The following is an 18,149-nucleotide window of genomic DNA, read 5'->3' on the forward strand; positions in this document are numbered from 1 at the left end:
AATTACATTCTCTTTTACTTACTTTTATCTTTTAAACATCAAATGACTTTTATCCAAATGTTCTATATTTTTTAGCCCTATTATTGCTAAAAGTGAACGTACACCGTGCACTAATTGTGCATGATAATTTGCAATATTATGTGCTTTTTTTTCTACTAAAAATGATGCTCTTTTTCGTTTGTTCTGAGTAGCTAAGCCAACAGGACAGTCTCTGCCGTTTGCACCTGAACATTCCCTTGCACGTATGCATCCTGCACTCATCATAAATGCCCGTGCTATTGCAACATAATCAGCTCCCATAGCAAATAATATCACTGCATCATCAGGTGTTAAAACTTTTTCACTGGCAATCAACTTTACTTGCTCTCTTACTCCATACTCATGTAAAGTTTTATCTGCCAACTCTAAAGCTTCTACAATCCCCATACCTACATTAAGCATCATCTCTAAAGGTGCTGCTCCGCTACCACCCTCTTTACCGTCAATAGTTATAAAGTCTGGATAGTTTTGTGTTTTATCCTCAATATTTTTCTGAATCAGTTTCACATACACTTCAAAATCTTCCTGACTTGATACTACAATCTTAATCCCTACCGGTTTATTAGATAAACTTTTTAAATATCCTATAAATGTGAATAACTCTTCTATTGTGTGGGCAAAGGGAAATTGATTCGGAGAAAAAAGATCTTTATACGGCTCTACACCCCTATAATATGCAATTTCCGGGCTCACTTTGGTTGCAAGCAATTTACCTCCCGTTTGTTTGGCTCCTTGTGCTATTTTAATCTCTGTCATACGACAGAAACTCATTGTTTTTTGATATCTTTGTTTAGAAAAGTTTTTATCTTGGTCTCGTACGCCGTAGAGTCCGCTTCCCATTTGAAAAATAATATCGGGGATATCGTCTGGGACCTCTTTTGGAAACGCTTCAAATTCAGCATTCCAGTTTACTCTGTAAAAAACAAGTTCCTCTTTGTCAAAAAGATAACTATCCGGTGCTTGTGAATAAACAACTAGATGTTTATAAACTTTCTGCGCTAAAGCGTGATTGATCATATATTTCACCACTATATACACAGATTTTGCAAAAAAAGTCCCTTCAAATGTTTCAAAAAACTTGCACTCTCTAGTAAATTTATGGGTATACAAAAAGTTGGATGTTAAACTTCCCTCTCCCGTATTTATCGGAAATCCACCGATGTATGCCCCTTTTGCAAATGCTCGTGTCCCCTCCGGAGAGATAGCACCGTCACTCATGGCACTACGACCAAAAATTGAGCGCGTTGTAAAAGGGTGTTTCAATCCCCTGCCAAATGTAACACTAAAATCTTTTTGTACCTCATCACTATCCAAGACAATATTTGCATTCTTTATCCCGAATTTTGTGTTTTTTATTGGTTGTGAAGGGGAAAATGATGTATAAACAGGTTTCCCCTCTGCGGCATTGTAAACCCATTTCACTTTATCGAATGAATCGTAAAATTTTTCATCACCGAAATATTGGCGCATTGGATCACGTAAAGCATAAAAAATATAACGCAACCTACCTATAAGAGGATAGTTAATCAATAGTTGATCTTCCCTTTGTATATATCTGTCATACACAAATAAAACAATAGATATTATTATAAAAAGCACTAAAAATGCTTTTAATAAAAACATCAAGATAGGAAACTCAACAGCTCCTATCTTATGAGTAAACTCTAATAACGCTTCCATAATTAATTTTTATCTCCGAAAATCATGTTATCCAATGAAAATTTTCCACCTCCATGGGATAAAAAGATAAATAAAAACAACATATAATAAAGAGGAATCTCAAAACCATTATCTCCTGCACTAAAACCATGTGGCAGATGCACTGTAATGATAGCTACGATCATAATAACAATTAACGGTATCGAAATAGCTCTTGTAAAGAGTCCCAATGTTAACAAGACAACTCCTGTTATCTCAGTAGTTGCTGCCATATAAGCATTTAATGTGGGCATTGGTATCCCAATAGTACCAAACCATTCAGCAACGGCCGAGATATCACTCCACTTCATCATAGCCGGTTCATAAAAACCGTATGCAAGTATCAACCTTGCGAACAATAATGACAGAGACTTGAGATATTCAGCAAGTCTCGAAAATTCAAGGTATACATCTTTGATAAGCATAATCTACTCCTCAAAGTGCAGGTGTTACGATCCACATTTTCCTGCACCGCATTTCATACTTTTTTTAGACTCTTTTTTCTTCGCACCGCATTTGCCGTCACGCTTCATCTCTCTGTTGTCCATCATCCCGTTACCGTTACCACATTTGCCATCACGCTTCATCATATTACTGTTACCGCATTTACCGTCACGCTTCATTTCCCTTTTTTCCATGTTACCGTTACCACATTTTCCCATGCCATTTTCCGCACTTAATGTAGTAGCACCAAACGCTACAAATAACATTGCCGAAGCGACTAAACTCATTAATCCTACTCTTTTCATTTTGTATCCTTTTGTATTAAGTTAAAAACATTGTATAATTTTTGTGTGTAGGATTTGTGTAGATTATATAAAAGGTTTGATGTGTATAAAAAAGTATTACTTTTACATGGATGGGGCGGAAGTGACTTTCCCCACTGGCAAAGCTGGTTGGCAAGTGAAATAGCAAAAGAGTACGGATGTGTAAACTTTTTAAAATTCAGCGATTTCGATGCACCTAAACTTGAAAAATGGAGAATAGAAGCACTTCAAGCTATAAAAGAGTTCAAGCCTGATATTGTAATTTGTCACTCTTTAGCAAATACTTTATGGTTTCATTTATGTAATCAAGGCCTTACATCTACGGTAAAACATCTCTACCTCGTTGCACCCCCTAGTTTAAACTGTGAAATTCAAGAGCTTCAAGAGTTTTTTCCCGTTAGCGTTCCAAACAAACTTTATGCAGAAGATACAACACTCATCTATTCTACAAATGACCCCTATATGAAAATAGAAGAAGCGGAAACATTACAAAAAGAGCTCGATGTAAGAACTATAGTGCTTCATAATGCGGGACATATTAATACCCATAGTAATTTTGGGAAATGGGAATGGATTTTAGAAGACGTTCAAGAAAAAATTAAAGAAACGTTCTAATACCTTTCACTATCACTATTCAATAAGATTTAATAGTGATAATGTAAAATCTCACATCTAAAAATAAAAGGGAATTATTAATGTTTTCACTAAGCCTGAGTAAACAAATAAGTTTAGGTTTCACGTTGATCTTAGCAGCTATGATTATGATGGGTATCGTTGCCATCAATAATATGGCAAATGCCACTTCTAATTCAAAAGTTCTGAATGATGCCTATATTCAGGAAGTAGCACTAGCAAGTTTACTAGAAAGAGATTTTGCAAAAGCAAGAATCAGTATGATTAAATTAGGTGCTGGGGATATTGCAAGCAAAGCACAATTCGACAGAAGTTTTGAAACAATTTTTAAAGAGATAGAAGCATTAAAAGCACATGCTATGCAATACCCTCGTTTAAAAGCTCTTAAAAAAGAACTGCCGGATGTTGAGGCGAAACTTGCTGCTTATCAACAAGTAAGTGATGGACTTGAAAAGCTATATAAACAAAATGAAAATAGCGAACTAGAGATCGATAAAAATGCAGAGATCTCAGCTCTTAATAAAAAAGCGACTATGTATGCTCTAGCTGCATTAGATTCTGTTGAAAAAGTGAATAAAGCAGGATTAGCGGGGACACAAAAGCTATCTGAATCATCAATAGCAGCACTGGAGAATTCATCTACATTAATGAGTACTATACTAATTATTTCTATTCTTGTCAGTATAGCCATCGCTTATTTTATCATTATGGTTGGACTAAAAAAACCGTTGGAAAAGTTTAAATCAGCGATGCTGCAAATTGCACAGAACCATGATCTTACTCTTAAAGTTGATACGAATGCACCGCAAGAGATAAATGAGATTGCAACCGGATTCAATACTTTCACAAAAGAGCTTCATGCACTTATAGATAATACGAAGCGCTCTTCAAATGAAAATGCTTCGATTGCACATGAGCTTTCAACAACTGCATTAGGAGTAGGGAACAATGTTGAAAAATCTGTAACGGTTACACAAGAGGCAAACGATACAGCTGAAAAAATCCGTGATGAGATTCAACTATCTATCTCCGATGCAGTTGAGAGTAAAAAAGAGATCATTCGTGCAAATAAGAACTTAACATCTGCAAGCAACGATGTAAGATCTATGAATGCAAAAGTACAGCAAACTGCACAAACAGAGATAGAACTCTCAGATAGAATGAACACACTCTCTAGCGATGCAAATCAAGTAAAATCTGTACTTGAAGTAATTAGTGATATCGCAGATCAGACAAACCTGCTAGCACTCAATGCTGCCATTGAAGCGGCTCGTGCAGGGGAGCATGGACGTGGTTTTGCAGTAGTTGCCGATGAAGTTAGACAACTTGCAGAGCGTACACAAAAATCACTGGTAGAGATCAACGCTACTATAAATGTTATTGTACAGTCTATTATAGATGCAAGTACGCAAATGAGTGAGAACTCTCAAGAGATTCAGGCCTTAGCAATTGCAGCTTCAGAAGTTGAAGATAAGATCAATGAAAGTGTTGAGATTGTACAACTGGCAGTTCAAGCAACAGATTCTACAGTATCTGATTTTGAAGCGACAGGAAAAAGCGTAGATGCTATTGCGACGAAAGTATCTTCTATTAATGAGATCTCAAGTACCAATGCAAGAAATGTTGAAGAGATTGCAGCAGCTGCTGAACATCTTAATTCAATGACAGAAGAGTTAAACAGTAAGCTTGAAGTTTTTAGAACATAATAAAATTGTGCTAATAGGGGCCTCTACTGGAGGTCCTGCGCATATAGAAAAAATCCTATCCTCTTTGGAAGAACCCCTACCCTTTAGTATTGTCATTGCACAACATATGGGTGAAGAGTTTCTTCCAAGTTTTGTCAAAAGACTTTCACTCAAAACAAACCATAAGATTATGCTGTGTGAAGATGGACAAACACTTATGCAAGGGTGCATATATATAGCCACAAACAATTCAAGCATATTGAAAGATTCAAACGGTTTAAAGTTCCAGGTAGTGCATTCAGAAAAGGCACACTTTAACCCTGAAATCAATCATCTTTTCAGTTCGGCAAGTGAGATTACCGCTACACATAAACTTCTTCCTATTTTATTAACAGGGATTGGAGATGACGGTGTACAGGGATGTCAACTCCTTGCCCAGCATGGTGTTAAGTGTATAGCTGAGAGTGAAAAAACAGCTATAGTCTATGGGATTCCTGCTCGGGCGAAAGAGTCTGTTGTAAATATAAATGTCCTGGATCTTGATAAAATTATTGAGGCTATACAAATTTTTGGAGAGAGATAATGTTAAGTTGGTTATTTCCTAAAAAGACACAAACTGAAACACCTGTATATCAAGAGCATAAAGAAGATTTTTCTGATGTTACAATCGTAGCAGAATACTTTAAAGAACTTACCGGTGTTACTTTTGACAAGCAGATCTCTATTCTTAACTCAAAAGCTAAAAGTTTTTGTCAAAACAACAATATATATTCCTATAAAGAGCTATTAAACAAGATATCTCAGGATAAAGTTCTTAAACAGGAACTTATTAACCGACTCACTACCAATGAAACATTTTTCTATAGAGAGTTTAACCAGATAGCTGAACTGGTCTCCCTTATAAAACAAGAGAGTCATCCTGTCAGAATCTTATGTGCACCATGTGCTACGGGAGAGGAAAGCTATTCAATTGCTATAGCACTTTTAGAATCGGGAGTAGCAAGCAACAAATTTAAAATCATTGGAATAGATATTAACTCTGATGCGATTGACAGAGCAAAAAAGGCAAATTACAGAGAACGCAATGTAAGAAATTTATCTGAAGAGCTGCAACAACGTTACTTTATACAAGAGGGGGAGAGCTTCCAGTTAAAAAGCGACATCAAACAACTTGTAGAGTTTCATATTTTTAATATTTTTGAAGAAAGATTCAAAAGTTTAGAAAAGTTTGACTATATTTTTTCACGCAATATGCTGATCTATTTTGATGCAGATACAAAACAAAAAGCAGTTGAAGTGCTCCGCTCAATGCAAAAAGATCAAAGCAAAAAGATCTTCTTTGGACATGCAGATCTTTTTTAAAAGTTGATCTTTACGCGTAAACGTCTAACTTTCCACTCACGGTAGGGGTAACCTCTTTTGTTTGTGTAGCCTGAAAAGCTTGTGCCTTATTCGCTGTTTCATTCGTAGAGTTTAAAAGTTTTGTATCTCCCTGTGATGAGTCTTTCGTTGAAGGGTCAACTCTACCAAACTGTACAGGACTAGAATAAGGGGATTGAAAAAGGTATTGTTTTACTTGCATAACATCCTCCTTAATAGTTTCTATCTTTTCTATTATAGCACTATTAAAAATGTTTTTTCAAGTTTATCTATTTCGAAACTTTACTTTTCCCCTTCTATCAGTTGTTAATCAAGGATCCAAACTGAGAATTTTTTTGCCTTGATCTTGTCATTATTTAATTTTTTACATGCTTTGTCTATCAAATTAGTTTCAATGGCTACATATGCCTGTCTATCATATATATCTATCTTTCCAATAGCACTTCCACTAATAGATTTATCGGCTGTTAAAGCACCTAAAATATCACCTGCACGAAGTTTATCTTTCTTCCCGCCTTCGATCACAAGCGTTTTGTATTTTGCATACATAGTAAAGTTTTCGTCACTTTGAAAATCTTGATCTTCTAAAAGCTCATTTGAATCTTCATCAAAAAGCTCTGCAGTATCATTGCATAAACTTACAGCCAAGCCTTTCATTCCGGCTCTGGCCGTTCGTCCTATTCTATGTGTATAGATCTCTTTTGTATTTGCCATATCATAATTAACAACCATAGCAAGCTCTTTAATATCAAGCCCTCTGGAAGCAACATCTGTAGCAATAAGTACACGGCAAGAGTGATTACTAAACTGTACAAGAGTATCTATCCTGTCATATTGTTCAAGATCACCGTGCAAGGAGAGAGCATCAATATGATTCTCCTGTAAAAATTCTGCTAGTTCATCAGATTCTATTTTAGTGTTAACAAAGACGATGGCATTTTTTGGTTTATAGTGCGCTAACACTTTTAAAAGCGTGTTTTGTTTGTTAGCTGTTTGTACAAATACCTCTTCAATCTCATTTTTCACCTCTTGTTCTTCGGTTGTAATAGAGAGAGGATCTACTTGATATTTTTTACTGATCTCTAAAATCTCATCATCATATGTTGCCGAGAAAAGAAGTGTTTGTACCTTTTGCGGGATATATGAAACTACTCCGTCGATCTCTTCAATAAACCCCATGTCGAGCATTCGATCGGCCTCATCAAGGACAAAACTGTTCAGCTCATCAAGAGATAAACTCCCTTTATTTAGATGTTTTAACACCCTTCCCGGTGTCCCTACGACAATGTGTGCGTGATGTGCCAGGCTACCTAGTTGTTTTCCAAAAGATTCACCACCGATAAGTGTCAGAATTTTAATATTATGTTGAAACTTAGCAAGATTTCTAAGCTCTTTTGCAACTTGTTGTGCAAGCTCCCTCGTTGGACAAAGGATTAAAGACTGGACGCGAAAACGCTTTACATCAATATGGGATAGTACACCTATTCCAAAAGCAGCTGTTTTACCGCTTCCAGTCTTTGCCTTAGCCAATACATCCTGTTTTTCAAGAATTGGACCTATACTTTGTGCCTGGATCTCAGTCATATACTCATATCCGAGCTTTTGTAAGTTCTCCACCATCTTTTTAGATAGATTTACAGATGAAAATTTTTCCCTATTTTGCAAGTTTTTTCTCAATTTCTATACAGTCTGCTAACGCTACTTTTATACTTTGAGGGTCTAAATGATATTTTGTTTCAAAAATAATGATCCCCTCCACATTAAACGCTTCAACATCTTTTACCAATTGAAAGATATCACCTAAAAGACCTTTACCCTCTAAAATTGCATCTCTTACCTCTTGAGATATATGTAGATTTTTCAACAACTCTTCTAAATCTCCTCCGAGTACTACGTTAATCAAAGAGAGTACACCTACAAAATAAGCCTCTCCCAGCATATTAGAACCACTATCAGGTTTTATTATTTTTAATACCTTCTCCATCATTACGGCTCTTGTTTGAATCATCTCCATTAAAGGGGTATGTTCATTTTTATTTGATACAGATTTTGAATAGATCATAAGCATCAGCCATTGTGCCAACTTTACACGTCCAAGCAAGGTAATTACATGGTGAATGCTCGATATCGGTTTCATAAAAAAGAATGCACCCGAATTAATAAACTGCAATAGCTGAACAGAGATTTCAGGATTCTTTTCAAACTCGTTTGTTAGCTCATCAATGTTAGTCTCCTGCATCAACAGATTATAAAGGTGTAAGACATTAGCACGTGATGCTTCAAATTTTTCATTTTCAAGTATTTTCGGTTTTGCAAAATAATACCCCTGAAAATAGTCACATCCTAGTTTTTTCGCTAACTCAAACTTCTCTTGAGTATCTATTTTTGCACCGATCACTTCTATATTTGATCTTTTTAGGTTCTCTATCATAGACTCTGCATTTTTATCTAGTTCTTGTGAAAAGTCGAGTTTGAAGTAGGAGATACAATGGTGCACGACATTGTATTTTTCAAATGTATGGATATTTAAAACAGTATCGGATATACCAAGGGCATAACCTTTATGGTGTAGTTGTTCCATTCTCTCAACAATTCTTTCATCCATCTCAATATCATCAAATAAAGAAAAGATAAAAAACTCATTAGGGATTGTAAAAATCAGGTCACTGAGTAAAAACTTTTCATCTATCTTAATAAAAGCCCGCTTCCCTTTTAAAATCTCTTTTGTCCCAAAACGGTTTAAGATGCTACTGATAACTGCAGAGCTGGCATATCTGTCATCAGTTACTCCACTTCTTTTTTTTGAGTCCCTGTACAACACTTCGTATGCAAATAAAGATGCATCTTCTCTTAAAATTACTTGTCTCGCTAAATATACATGTTCCATAATTTTATTCATCCTTACTCTTCGTAATATAAGTATAGCACAAATACCTTTTTATATTTTTTTAGTTCTGCTAAAATAGGTCTTAGAGGACCAAAAATAATGCATATACTTGTAATGGAAGATGACCCTGTTTTAGCAGATATTCTGGTTGATTATCTAAGTGAGTTCTACACTATAAACCATGCCTATCATTCAGATGAAGTATATACACTACTTGATAAAAACAGTTATGATTTATTTATCTTTGATATTAATGTCGTAGGGAAAAACGGTCTTAAACTATTACAAGAGTTACGGGAGTTTAGTTATACAACACCCACTATTTTCATCACGGCATATAAAGATACAGAACACCTTACACAAGCATTTGAAGCTGGTGCACACGACTATATAAAAAAACCATTTGAACTTGACGAACTACAAGCAAGAATTTTAAATTTAAAACGGATCTTCAATCTTGATCAAAAAGAGCTTATAGAACTCTCTTCAGGTATCACTTTTAATCCAAAAATGAAAACCATTGAAACAGACAATAAAACTGTCTCTCTAGGGCATAAGAATACATTGATACTTGAGTATTTTTTAAAAAATAAAACACGCATTATTTCAAATAATGAACTTATTCAAAATATCTGGGACTATGATTCTTTACCAAGTGAAGCGACACTACGATCGCATATTCGGGACATTAGAAACATTATCGGAAAAGAGAAGATAAAAACTGTTCGTTCAGAAGGGTATATCTATGAATAGGATTACAAAAAAATCGTTTTATTCATTTCTTGCACTCTATCTTATCAGCTCTTTTATCTTTTTATCACTCACTGCATACTGGTTCTATACATCTCAAGTAGCTATGGAGAAGAGTACCAACTTTTACAGAATGAACCATATTGCAGATGTAGTAAGTTCAGAGATAATTCATGCTGCAATGAACAATAAAAAGTTTGAGTTAAAACATTTTGACAAAGAAGCTGTAGCTCTGCTAGATAAAGAAAAAGGTGTAATTGACGGTATGCTTATTCAAAAGGTTGATTTTTCTAAAGATTTTTATATGAATGATATGATGTTTACACTCGTTTCAAAAAGATCAGGAGGGCATCTTGGGATTGAATACATTATTGTTCAAAGTGATGAATATTTCAAAAATATTGCCAAAATAAAAAATAAAATAGCCTATGCAGTTGTCATTACTGCAATTTTAATTATTATGATTGCAGTATTTCTCTCCTACATATTTTTAAAACCTATTAAAGATAAGATGCAAGAGATAGAGGAGTTTGTAAAAGACACTACACATGAACTTAATACCCCTATTACAGCGCTTATGATGTCACTCTCACGACTAAAACAAAAACAAACTTACGATGAAAAAATTCTAAATAACCTCTCTATAAGTACTAAACAACTTCATGATATCTATGCAACCCTTTCTTATGTTAGTTTTGATACAAAAGAGTCTGATGAGACTATCAACTTTTCGAATATTATTCAAGAGCAGATAGAGTATGTAAAAGAACTTCGTAAGAAAAAACACCTTTCAATCATAACAAACCTGCAAGCAGTTCCAATTACAATTGCACCAACTAAAGCAAAAATGCTTATCAGTAACCTACTTGGAAACGCAATCAAATATTCACACCAAAATGGGACTATTACCGTTACTACGACTCCTGAGTATATGTCTATAGAAGATAATGGAATTGGTATTGAGAAAGAGAAATTAAAAACTATTTTTACAAGATATGTAAGAGCTTCATCTTATGGTGGAGGATTTGGGATAGGACTTAGTATTGTCAAACAAATTGCACAAGAGTATAACTACAAAATTGAGATCGATTCAAAAGTTGGAATCGGGACTAAAATAACTATCTATTTTTAATACCGTATATCTCTGCTCTTTGTAATACTAGCTCAGAATAACCGAGCATTGTATGTTTTTCTGCCATTTTTCCGTTTTGATTAAAGACTACTTGTGTTCTCTCTTGCATCTCTCTAGCCTCTTTATATTCAGATTCATTTACTTTATAGAGTTCATTTACAACTGCTATTTGGTTAGGGTGAATAATGGTTTTAGAGAAAAGTCCCTCTTTTAGATCACGTAAAACATCTTTTTTAAAACCCTCTTCATCTTTAAAACAAGGGTAAACTCCACCGCTGATCGCAAAACCTTCACTTTTAAAAATAGAGAGGAAGTTTCCAAGCACAACATTCGTTACACTAAAATCAAATATAGACTCATCACACCCTCTTCTCATCGCAAGTTGTCGCAACATATCTTCAAGGCCGAATCTTACTAACAAAATCTTCTGTTTGTTTGTTATCAATAGCTTTTTCAAACACTGTAATTTTTCACTATCAAAGAGCTCTTTTCCCTCTATACTAGGCATTATGTAAAAGTTTGTACCCTCTAGCAGTTCCAAATACTCTTGTGCATTTGTTAGTGAAAACTTTGGCAATATAAAGCCATCAACAGTGTCAATACTAGAGATTTTCAAAAGCTCTTTTAGATGGTTTTGATCTTTAGGACGTAGAAAAAGATAGAGAGATTTGCTTTGACGTTTATCAAGTAGACTCTTAACTATTTTATACGCACTTGAAAGCTCTGCTTGCTCAAGTCCATCTTCAAAATCAACCACTAATGACTTTAATTCAGGATATTTATTATGATAAAGAATTTCATTAAGGTTTTTGTGTGAAGCGGGGATAAACAGCGTCCCACCAAGTTTAAGATAGTTGATTGTTTGATTCATAAAAACATTTTACTATGACACTAAAAAAGTGTCAAGTAAAATGGTATAAGTGAGATTAGATAGGTAATACGCGGATTTTATCTGAAAGTTTCTCTTTAAGAGTACTTTCAATCGCATATAGTGTACCAGTAGCACTTGAAGCACAACCGCTACATGCACCAAGGTAACGGATATAGATATCAATATACGGATCAGCTTTTTTGATATCGATAATCTCCATATCTCCACCGTCCATAATTAGGAATTGACGAACATTCTCATCGATGATAGCATCAACAGCTTTGATCTGTTGTACTAATGTCATCTCTTCAAATTTACCGCCGCCCATAGCTTGAGCATCAGCAGCAGCTTTCATTTTTTCTTCATCCATCTCTTTACGAGTATCTGCTAAGATATCTACTAAATAGTAATCCATAGCTTCGTGTCCACCAGGCTTAATACAAGATTTACAGAATCCACCCGCTTTTGTATAGTCAGTGATCTCTTCAACAGTTTTAAGGTCGTTTAGCTTGATAACCTCTTTAAGAGTATTTAGAGATACACGTGCACATTCACAAACAATGATCTCCTCTTCAAAACTCTCTGCATCAACACCTAGATAAAGTCCTGCAGCTTTTTTGATAACATCGTAAGCCATAACCGAACAGTGCATCTTTTGTGGTGGAACTGCCGGAGTTTCCGGATCGTCACGAAGAGCCATCTCAACATCGATATTTGTAATTTTTACAGCTTCTTGTACAGTTTTACCGATACAAAGCTCAGTCATTACATCAGATGAAGCGATCGCAGTACCACAACCGAAAGATTTAAATTTAGAATCTATAATCTTATCAGTCGCTGGATCGATCTCCCAGTATAAACGTACAGCATCACCACAAGATTCCGCACCGAAGTCAGCAACAATAAGTTTGTTCCCGCGTGACTCTGCATCTGCTTCAAAGATCTCCCCTTGGTGTTGAGGATTGTTCATTAATGTCGTTACTTTATTTGAATACGCGTCCCAAAGAGACTCGCCTAACATATCAGCCTTAGCCATAATTTTCTCCTATTATTTAATTCTTATAATTTTTAATGGTGATGATGAAGTTCACACTCTTGAACTTCTCCACCTTTTGTCGGTGCTTGTTTAGCAAATGAACTTGAAATACCTCTAAGTCTTGCAACTGCATTTTTGAAATGTGAAATCACATAATCAACCTCAGCATCAGTCGTAAATCTTGAAAGAGATAAACGGATACCTGTGTGAGCAAGTTCATTGTCAGCTCCAATCGCCAGCATAACAGTATTTGCTTCTAGGTCTTCCGATGCACATGCAGAACCAGTTGAAGCTCCAATCTCACCGTTATTTAGATCCCAAAGCATACCTTCACCCTCAACACCTTTAATAGATATCAAGATAGTGTTTGGTGTACGGTTGTCTCTATTACCAACTGTAAATGTATCGCTTAACTCTAAAAGTGCATCTTCCAAGCGATCACGTTTAGCACGGATTTTAGCCATTGTCTCTTCGATATTTTCAGTAGCAAGCTCTAAAGCTTTTCCCATACCGATGATATACGGAACATTTAAAGTACCTGAGCGGCGTCCACCCATTTGTTCACCACCGTGCATTAACGGAGATAACTCTTGTGAATCTTTAATATATAATCCACCAATCCCTTTTGGTCCATGGAATTTATGTGCAGAAAACGATAAAAAGTCTACATGTACATCTTGTAAATCAACCGGAATCTTACCAACAGCCTGTACACCGTCTGTATGAAATAACACACCCTTCTCTTTACAAATTTCACCGATCTCTTTAATAGGGTTGATCATACCTGTTTCGTTTGATGCCCACATAACCGAAACTAAAGCAGTTTTGTCAGTAATGAACGATTTTACAGTATGTGCTTCAACCACACCCTCTTCATTTACCGGGAGATATGTAACTTTTACACCTTGTTCCTCTAAAAATTTACATGTAGAAAGAATCGACGGGTGCTCAACTTCAGTCGTTACGATGTGGTTTTTATCACCATTTAATACGTGATCAATCCATACAGATTGTAAAACCCAGTTATTTGATTCTGTTGCACATGATGTAAATACGATATCATCATTATCACTTGCATTGATCGCTTTATATGTTTGATTGATTGCATTCATTAGTGCCGGATGCGTAGATGAACCAAATTTATGAAGTGAGTTTGGGTTACCATACTGCTCAGAAAAGAATGGTAACATCGCTTCTACAACTTTTGGATCACACATTGTAGTAGCATTGTTGTCTAAATATACTTGCATTATTTTACCTCTTAATATTAAGAATGATTTTCATTCTTTTTAAATAAGACAATTTTTGTCCTCTTTTAGTGTTGACATCATAATAGCTTTATGGTTATGAATAGCTTAAGTAAAACTTACACCCGATTTGACTTAAGAATTAAAACAGCATATAATTTCGCCATGTGTAATTTTAATAACCTCAATGATGATACAAAAATAGTAGTCAGCATCTTTATGAAAAAGGCTGCCGAGAATGTTGGGGGTATAAACTATCTACTCTCTTTAATAGAAGCAATAAGAAATAAGGCACTGCCACTAAGCAGTACAAAAATGCAAATCGCTTCAAATAACTCTCTAATTAAATGGAATAAAGTGATTTTTAAAGACAAACTTGATCTGCTTGATAAGATCTTGGTTTTACATAGAGAATCACAAAACAGAGAATTTAACCTTTTAGATGAACCAAGTCAAAAAAAGAAAAAAAAGGTTATAAACCTTATTAAGACACTCAAACCAATCGAATTTGTTGTCACACCGCAAAATCCAAAAGATGGTGGTGGCTTTAGTTTTGGTGTTTTTGACACGATAGATTTTGATAATGATCTCGTAAAATTCAATCCTATCTTTTTAGCAATCTTTTTTTGTTCAACGGAGTTTACTAAAAAAGCTATTAAATATGAAAGCTAAATCATCTGTGTTTAAACCTCTTATGTTATAATCGCGAAATTATTTTCAAAACCAAAATCGCACTAATGCGATGAGCTTTCTGCTGAAGAAAACCTAGTGTTAACGTAGATAAAGGAATTATTTCCTTATATCGTGTCAAATAAAATACAAGGTTTCCTTCATTTTATACAATAAAATTAAGGAATAAACTATGGGACAAACCATAACTGAAAAAATATTTTCTGAACATGTTGGTAAAGAGGTATACGCAGGCGAAATCGTTCGCTCACCAATCGACATGGTTATCGGAAATGACATCACTACACCTATCTCTATCAAAGCTTTTGAAGATAGCGGTGCAGAAAAACTAGCAAATCCTGATGGATTCTCAATCGTACTTGATCACTTCATCCCTGCAAAAGATATCGCTTCAGCTAACCAAGCAAGAATATCTCGTGATTTCGCTAAAAAACATAAACTTAAAAACTTTTTTGATGAAAAAGATATGGGAATCGAGCATGCACTTTTACCTGAAAAAGGTCTTGTAGTTCCTGGTGATGTAATTATCGGTGCCGATTCACACACTTGTACACACGGTGCTCTTGGAGCATTCTCAACTGGTATGGGTTCAACTGACCTTGCATTTGCTATGATCACAGGCGGTAACTGGTTCAAAGTTCCTGAAACTATCAAAGTAAACCTAAGCGGAAAACCTGGGCAATATACTACGGGTAAAGATATCATCCTAGAGATCATCAGAATGATCGGTGTTGACGGTGCACTTTACAAAACTTTAGAGTTCACTGGTTCAACTATTCCTCACTTAAGCATGGATGACAGATTCTCTATGTGTAACATGGCTATCGAAGCTGGTGCAAAAAGTGGTATCGTTGCGCATGATGAGATCACTGCAGAATTTTTAGCAGACAAAGATTTAGCTCGCGCGCCGAAAATCCACCAAAGCGATGCGGATGCAACATATTGTATGGAACTTAACATTGAAGTTGATAAACTTGATCCTGTTATTGCATACCCGTTCTTACCGTCAAACGGTCACTCTGTTGTTCAAGCGGTAGCTGATAAAATCAAAGTTGATCAAGCATTTATCGGTTCATGTACAAATGGTCGTTTAGCAGATTTAAAAGTTGCAGCTGAGATCTTAGAGGGTAAAAAAGTACATGAAGATGTAAGACTTATCGTTACTCCTGGTACACAAAAGATCTTACGTGAAGCTACAAAACTTGGATATATTGATATAATTGTAGATGCAGGCGGTGTTGTGAGTAATCCAACTTGTGGTGCATGTCTTGGTGGTTACATGGGTATCCTAGGAGACGGCGAAGTTGCAATCTCTACAACAAATAGAAACTTCGTTGGGCGTATGGGCTCTAGAAGTTCAAAAGTATATTTAGCAAACTCTGCGGTAGCAGCAGCTTCTGCGATCACAGGATATATTACAGATCCTAGATAATAAAACTATAAGGTAAATGAGACTAAACTTTATCATACTATCGAGTTTAACTATGTTATTAAACTTATTTAAAGGGGTTCAGATGAAGAAGTTTCTATTACTTTCAGCCTTAGTTTCTAGTGTACTGCTAGCAGAACAAAAACAATATGAAATCTCTCCAATGATCGGATACGATCTGACGGAGGGCAACATTGACATTAAAAACAATGGACACTTTTTAGGTGGCTTAGAAATACAGTTCAATTCACCTAACTCAAAAATCTCTCCTGAATTTTCTATTCTTTATTCACCGAAAGCGAAATATGAAGCCAGTGGTGACTCATCTATCACTCGTGGTGCATTTAACGGTGTTTATACCTTTGATACAATAAATAACTTTGTACCCTTTGCAAAAGCAGGTATCGGTATTGAAAATGTAGGTAATGAAACTGAAGCAAATCAAGACGGCTTTTTTCTAGATGCAGGTGCAGGTGCGAAATACTTCTTCAGTGAAAACTTAGCTTTAAAAGCAGAAGCTATTTATCTTGCAAAATATGCAAACCAAAATGCAGGTCACTTTGACAGTAACTTGATAGCTATGGTTGGCTTAACCTTTGCATTTGGTGATTCAACTCAGCCACAACCAAAAGAGGAACCAAAACAAGAAGTTGTGAAAGAAGAACCAGTTGTCACTCCTGAACCAGTTGACGGTGATGATGACAACGACGGTGTTTTAAACTCCAAAGATCAGTGTCCGGCATCTCCTGCCAATGTTACAGTAGATACAAACGGCTGTGAAGTTGACAGTGATAATGATGGCATAGTCGATTCAAAAGATCAATGTCCAAAAACAAAACTAGGTGTAAAAGTTGACGAAAATGGGTGTGATATCGATACTGATAAAGACGGTGTTGTAAATGCCAAAGATATTTGTCCAAATACACCATTAGGCGCTGATGTAAATGATGAAGGTTGTCCTAAAGAGGTAACACTAAACATCAATTTTGCAACAAACTCTTCAACTATTAAAGAGTCCTCATCTGCACTTCTTGATCAATATGCAAAATTCTTAACGACATACACAAACTACAGTGCACACATAGTTGGACATACTGATGATCGCGGTGCCGCTGCATATAACAAAAAACTCTCAGAAAAAAGAGCAAATGCAGTAGTGCAAGCACTTATAGCAAAAGGTGTTGATCCTAAGCAATTAACTTCAGAGGGAATGGGCGAAGAGAAACCTGTTGCCGACAATAAAACTGCTGAAGGTCGTTCGCAAAACAGAAGAATCGAAGCACAGCTGACTAGACACTAAATGTTTGTTATTCCATGCGTCATCTTTGCAGGCGGTAAAAGTTCACGAATGGGAGAAGATAAAGCACTTCTTCCATTTGGCCCTTCACCTACCCTAACACAATACTTATATAATAAACTCTCAAAACTCTTTTGCAATGTTTATATCTCTACAAAAACAAAAGAGAAGTTTAATTTTGATGCAAATTTTATAGAAGATCAGCATCAAGAACTCTTCGCACCAACTACCGGTTTTATCTCAAGTTTTTCTCTATTAGATGCAGAGAGTTTTTTTGCAATCAGTGTAGACACCCCTTTTATAGATGAGATAATCATCCAAACCCTCCTTGAACATGACCAAGATACAAATGATGCGACAATCGCTACACTAGAGGGTAAAATGCAGCCTCTTTGCGGTATCTATCACCGCTCTTTGCTCAAGGCTTTTATTGATATGGAGAAAAACAATATCCATAAACTCGGATACCTACTAAAAAATTCCAATACAAAACTTGTCGACTTTACAGATCAAAACAAATTTTTAAACCTTAACAATAAAGAGGAATATCAAAAAGGATTGGAAATTATTAACACCTCTTTGATATAATAGTGAAAAAAGTAAAGAAC

At 35.6% G+C, this 18,149-nt stretch carries 19 protein-coding genes; 10 read left to right on the forward strand and 9 right to left on the reverse strand.

Going from position 1 to position 18,149, the window contains the following annotated elements; translation table 11 throughout:
- Positions 1-24: 24 nt before the first annotated feature.
- From FJR03_RS10950 to FJR03_RS10960, 3 genes are read right to left on the reverse strand one after another with little or no spacing between them, the layout of a single operon-like run.
- Positions 25-1,719, reverse strand: a complete 1,695-nt coding sequence (locus FJR03_RS10950; RefSeq protein WP_193113536.1) for an FMN-binding glutamate synthase family protein — start codon at positions 1,717-1,719, stop codon at positions 25-27.
- A gap of 2 nt (positions 1,720-1,721) precedes the next feature.
- Positions 1,722-2,162, reverse strand: a complete 441-nt coding sequence (locus tag FJR03_RS10955; RefSeq protein ID WP_193113537.1) for an HvfX family Cu-binding RiPP maturation protein — start codon at positions 2,160-2,162, stop codon at positions 1,722-1,724.
- Positions 2,163-2,186: 24 nt separating this feature from the next.
- Positions 2,187-2,486 (reverse strand): HvfA family oxazolone/thioamide-modified RiPP metallophore, encoded by a 300-nt coding sequence (locus FJR03_RS10960; RefSeq protein WP_193113538.1) that lies wholly within the window; start codon positions 2,484-2,486, stop codon positions 2,187-2,189.
- 81 nt (positions 2,487-2,567) lie between these two features.
- On the opposite strand from FJR03_RS10960, the gene FJR03_RS10965 reads away from it, so the two are divergent.
- The 4 genes from FJR03_RS10965 to FJR03_RS10980 all read left to right on the forward strand — a co-directional run bounded on the left by FJR03_RS10965 (position 2,568) and on the right by FJR03_RS10980 (position 6,184).
- Complete coding sequence (locus FJR03_RS10965; protein ID WP_193113539.1) at positions 2,568-3,119, forward strand: RBBP9/YdeN family alpha/beta hydrolase; 552 nt, start codon at positions 2,568-2,570, stop codon at positions 3,117-3,119.
- 80 nt (positions 3,120-3,199) lie between these two features.
- Positions 3,200-4,843, forward strand: a complete 1,644-nt coding sequence (locus FJR03_RS10970; protein ID WP_193113540.1) for a methyl-accepting chemotaxis protein — start codon at positions 3,200-3,202, stop codon at positions 4,841-4,843.
- Complete coding sequence (locus FJR03_RS10975) at positions 4,824-5,405, forward strand: CheB methylesterase domain-containing protein (protein ID WP_193113541.1); 582 nt, start codon at positions 4,824-4,826, stop codon at positions 5,403-5,405. The genes FJR03_RS10970 and FJR03_RS10975 overlap by 20 nt, the downstream gene beginning before the upstream one ends.
- Positions 5,405-6,184, forward strand: coding sequence for a CheR family methyltransferase (locus FJR03_RS10980; RefSeq protein WP_193113542.1), 780 nt, complete (start codon positions 5,405-5,407; stop codon positions 6,182-6,184). Before FJR03_RS10975 ends, FJR03_RS10980 begins: the two co-directional genes overlap by 1 nt.
- Positions 6,185-6,194: 10 nt before the next feature.
- On the opposite strand, the gene FJR03_RS10985 is transcribed toward FJR03_RS10980, so the two are convergent.
- The 3 genes from FJR03_RS10985 to FJR03_RS10995 all read right to left on the reverse strand — a co-directional run bounded on the left by FJR03_RS10985 (position 6,195) and on the right by FJR03_RS10995 (position 9,089).
- Positions 6,195-6,404, reverse strand: coding sequence for a hypothetical protein (locus FJR03_RS10985; RefSeq protein WP_193113543.1), 210 nt, complete (start codon positions 6,402-6,404; stop codon positions 6,195-6,197).
- Positions 6,405-6,508: 104 nt separating this feature from the next.
- On the reverse strand, positions 6,509-7,867 hold the full coding sequence (dbpA, locus tag FJR03_RS10990) for an ATP-dependent RNA helicase DbpA (protein WP_193113544.1): 1,359 nt from the start codon (positions 7,865-7,867) through the stop codon (positions 6,509-6,511).
- Positions 7,857-9,089: an EAL and HDOD domain-containing protein gene (locus FJR03_RS10995; protein ID WP_193113545.1), complete on the reverse strand. Its 1,233-nt coding sequence runs from the start codon at positions 9,087-9,089 to the stop codon at positions 7,857-7,859. The genes dbpA and FJR03_RS10995 overlap by 11 nt, the downstream gene beginning before the upstream one ends.
- A 99-nt stretch (positions 9,090-9,188) precedes the next feature.
- On the opposite strand from FJR03_RS10995, the gene FJR03_RS11000 reads away from it, so the two are divergent.
- Positions 9,189-9,842, forward strand: coding sequence for a response regulator transcription factor (locus FJR03_RS11000; RefSeq protein WP_193113546.1), 654 nt, complete (start codon positions 9,189-9,191; stop codon positions 9,840-9,842).
- Complete coding sequence (locus FJR03_RS11005) at positions 9,835-10,971, forward strand: sensor histidine kinase (protein WP_193113547.1); 1,137 nt, start codon at positions 9,835-9,837, stop codon at positions 10,969-10,971. Before FJR03_RS11000 ends, FJR03_RS11005 begins: the two co-directional genes overlap by 8 nt.
- Here the strand turns inward: FJR03_RS11005 and FJR03_RS11010 are convergent.
- The 3 genes from FJR03_RS11010 to FJR03_RS11020 are packed head-to-tail and all read right to left on the reverse strand — an operon-like array spanning position 10,958 to position 14,128.
- Positions 10,958-11,842 carry an HpcH/HpaI aldolase/citrate lyase family protein gene (locus FJR03_RS11010; RefSeq protein WP_193113548.1) on the reverse strand — a complete coding sequence of 295 codons (885 nt, stop codon included), beginning with the start codon at positions 11,840-11,842 and terminating at the stop codon, positions 10,958-10,960. The two genes, FJR03_RS11005 and FJR03_RS11010, sit on opposite strands and share 14 nt — an antisense overlap.
- Before the next feature lie 55 nt (positions 11,843-11,897).
- A complete protein-coding gene (locus FJR03_RS11015) occupies positions 11,898-12,878 on the reverse strand; it encodes an iron-sulfur cluster assembly scaffold protein (protein WP_193113549.1) in 981 nt (326 codons plus the stop codon).
- A 32-nt stretch (positions 12,879-12,910) separates the two neighbouring features.
- Positions 12,911-14,128 carry a NifS family cysteine desulfurase gene (locus tag FJR03_RS11020; RefSeq protein ID WP_193113550.1) on the reverse strand — a complete coding sequence of 406 codons (1,218 nt, stop codon included), beginning with the start codon at positions 14,126-14,128 and terminating at the stop codon, positions 12,911-12,913.
- A 162-nt stretch (positions 14,129-14,290) separates the two neighbouring features.
- Here FJR03_RS11020 and FJR03_RS11025 point away from each other — a divergent pair, with 162 nt between their 5' ends.
- The 4 genes from FJR03_RS11025 (at position 14,291) to mobA (ending at position 18,129) form a co-directional block, all read left to right on the forward strand.
- Positions 14,291-14,797, forward strand: coding sequence for a hypothetical protein (locus tag FJR03_RS11025; protein ID WP_193113551.1), 507 nt, complete (start codon positions 14,291-14,293; stop codon positions 14,795-14,797).
- A gap of 190 nt (positions 14,798-14,987) precedes the next feature.
- Complete coding sequence (locus tag FJR03_RS11030) at positions 14,988-16,247, forward strand: 3-isopropylmalate dehydratase large subunit (RefSeq protein ID WP_193113552.1); 1,260 nt, start codon at positions 14,988-14,990, stop codon at positions 16,245-16,247.
- 82 nt (positions 16,248-16,329) lie between these two features.
- Positions 16,330-17,544: an OmpA family protein gene (locus FJR03_RS11035; protein ID WP_193113553.1), complete on the forward strand. Its 1,215-nt coding sequence runs from the start codon at positions 16,330-16,332 to the stop codon at positions 17,542-17,544.
- Positions 17,545-18,129: a molybdenum cofactor guanylyltransferase MobA gene (gene mobA, locus FJR03_RS11040; RefSeq protein ID WP_193113554.1), complete on the forward strand. Its 585-nt coding sequence runs from the start codon at positions 17,545-17,547 to the stop codon at positions 18,127-18,129.
- The last annotated feature ends 20 nt before the right edge of the window (positions 18,130-18,149 follow it).

This window comes from Sulfurimonas marina (assembly GCF_014905095.1).
In the GTDB taxonomy this organism is placed as follows: Bacteria; Campylobacterota; Campylobacteria; order Campylobacterales; family Sulfurimonadaceae; genus Sulfurimonas; species Sulfurimonas marina.

Excerpts from the sequence above, each read along its gene's own strand:
- FJR03_RS11020 (WP_193113550.1), bottom strand. The coding sequence starts at position 14,128 with ATGCAAGTATATTTAGACAACAATGCTACTACAATGTGTGATCCAAAA.
- FJR03_RS11005 (WP_193113547.1), top strand. The coding sequence starts at position 9,835 with ATGAATAGGATTACAAAAAAATCGTTTTATTCATTTCTTGCACTCTAT.
- FJR03_RS11015 (WP_193113549.1), bottom strand. The coding sequence starts at position 12,878 with ATGGCTAAGGCTGATATGTTAGGCGAGTCTCTTTGGGACGCGTATTCA.
- FJR03_RS11000 (WP_193113546.1), top strand. The coding sequence starts at position 9,189 with ATGCATATACTTGTAATGGAAGATGACCCTGTTTTAGCAGATATTCTG.
- mobA (WP_193113554.1), top strand. The coding sequence starts at position 17,545 with ATGTTTGTTATTCCATGCGTCATCTTTGCAGGCGGTAAAAGTTCACGA.
- FJR03_RS11025 (WP_193113551.1), top strand. The coding sequence starts at position 14,291 with ATGTGTAATTTTAATAACCTCAATGATGATACAAAAATAGTAGTCAGC.
- FJR03_RS11035 (WP_193113553.1), top strand. The coding sequence starts at position 16,330 with ATGAAGAAGTTTCTATTACTTTCAGCCTTAGTTTCTAGTGTACTGCTA.
- FJR03_RS11010 (WP_193113548.1), bottom strand. The coding sequence starts at position 11,842 with ATGAATCAAACAATCAACTATCTTAAACTTGGTGGGACGCTGTTTATC.
- FJR03_RS10950 (WP_193113536.1), bottom strand. The coding sequence starts at position 1,719 with ATGGAAGCGTTATTAGAGTTTACTCATAAGATAGGAGCTGTTGAGTTT.
- FJR03_RS10960 (WP_193113538.1), bottom strand. The coding sequence starts at position 2,486 with ATGAAAAGAGTAGGATTAATGAGTTTAGTCGCTTCGGCAATGTTATTT.
- FJR03_RS10995 (WP_193113545.1), bottom strand. The coding sequence starts at position 9,089 with ATGGAACATGTATATTTAGCGAGACAAGTAATTTTAAGAGAAGATGCA.
- FJR03_RS10985 (WP_193113543.1), bottom strand. The coding sequence starts at position 6,404 with ATGCAAGTAAAACAATACCTTTTTCAATCCCCTTATTCTAGTCCTGTA.
- FJR03_RS11030 (WP_193113552.1), top strand. The coding sequence starts at position 14,988 with ATGGGACAAACCATAACTGAAAAAATATTTTCTGAACATGTTGGTAAA.
- FJR03_RS10955 (WP_193113537.1), bottom strand. The coding sequence starts at position 2,162 with ATGCTTATCAAAGATGTATACCTTGAATTTTCGAGACTTGCTGAATAT.
- FJR03_RS10980 (WP_193113542.1), top strand. The coding sequence starts at position 5,405 with ATGTTAAGTTGGTTATTTCCTAAAAAGACACAAACTGAAACACCTGTA.
- FJR03_RS10970 (WP_193113540.1), top strand. The coding sequence starts at position 3,200 with ATGTTTTCACTAAGCCTGAGTAAACAAATAAGTTTAGGTTTCACGTTG.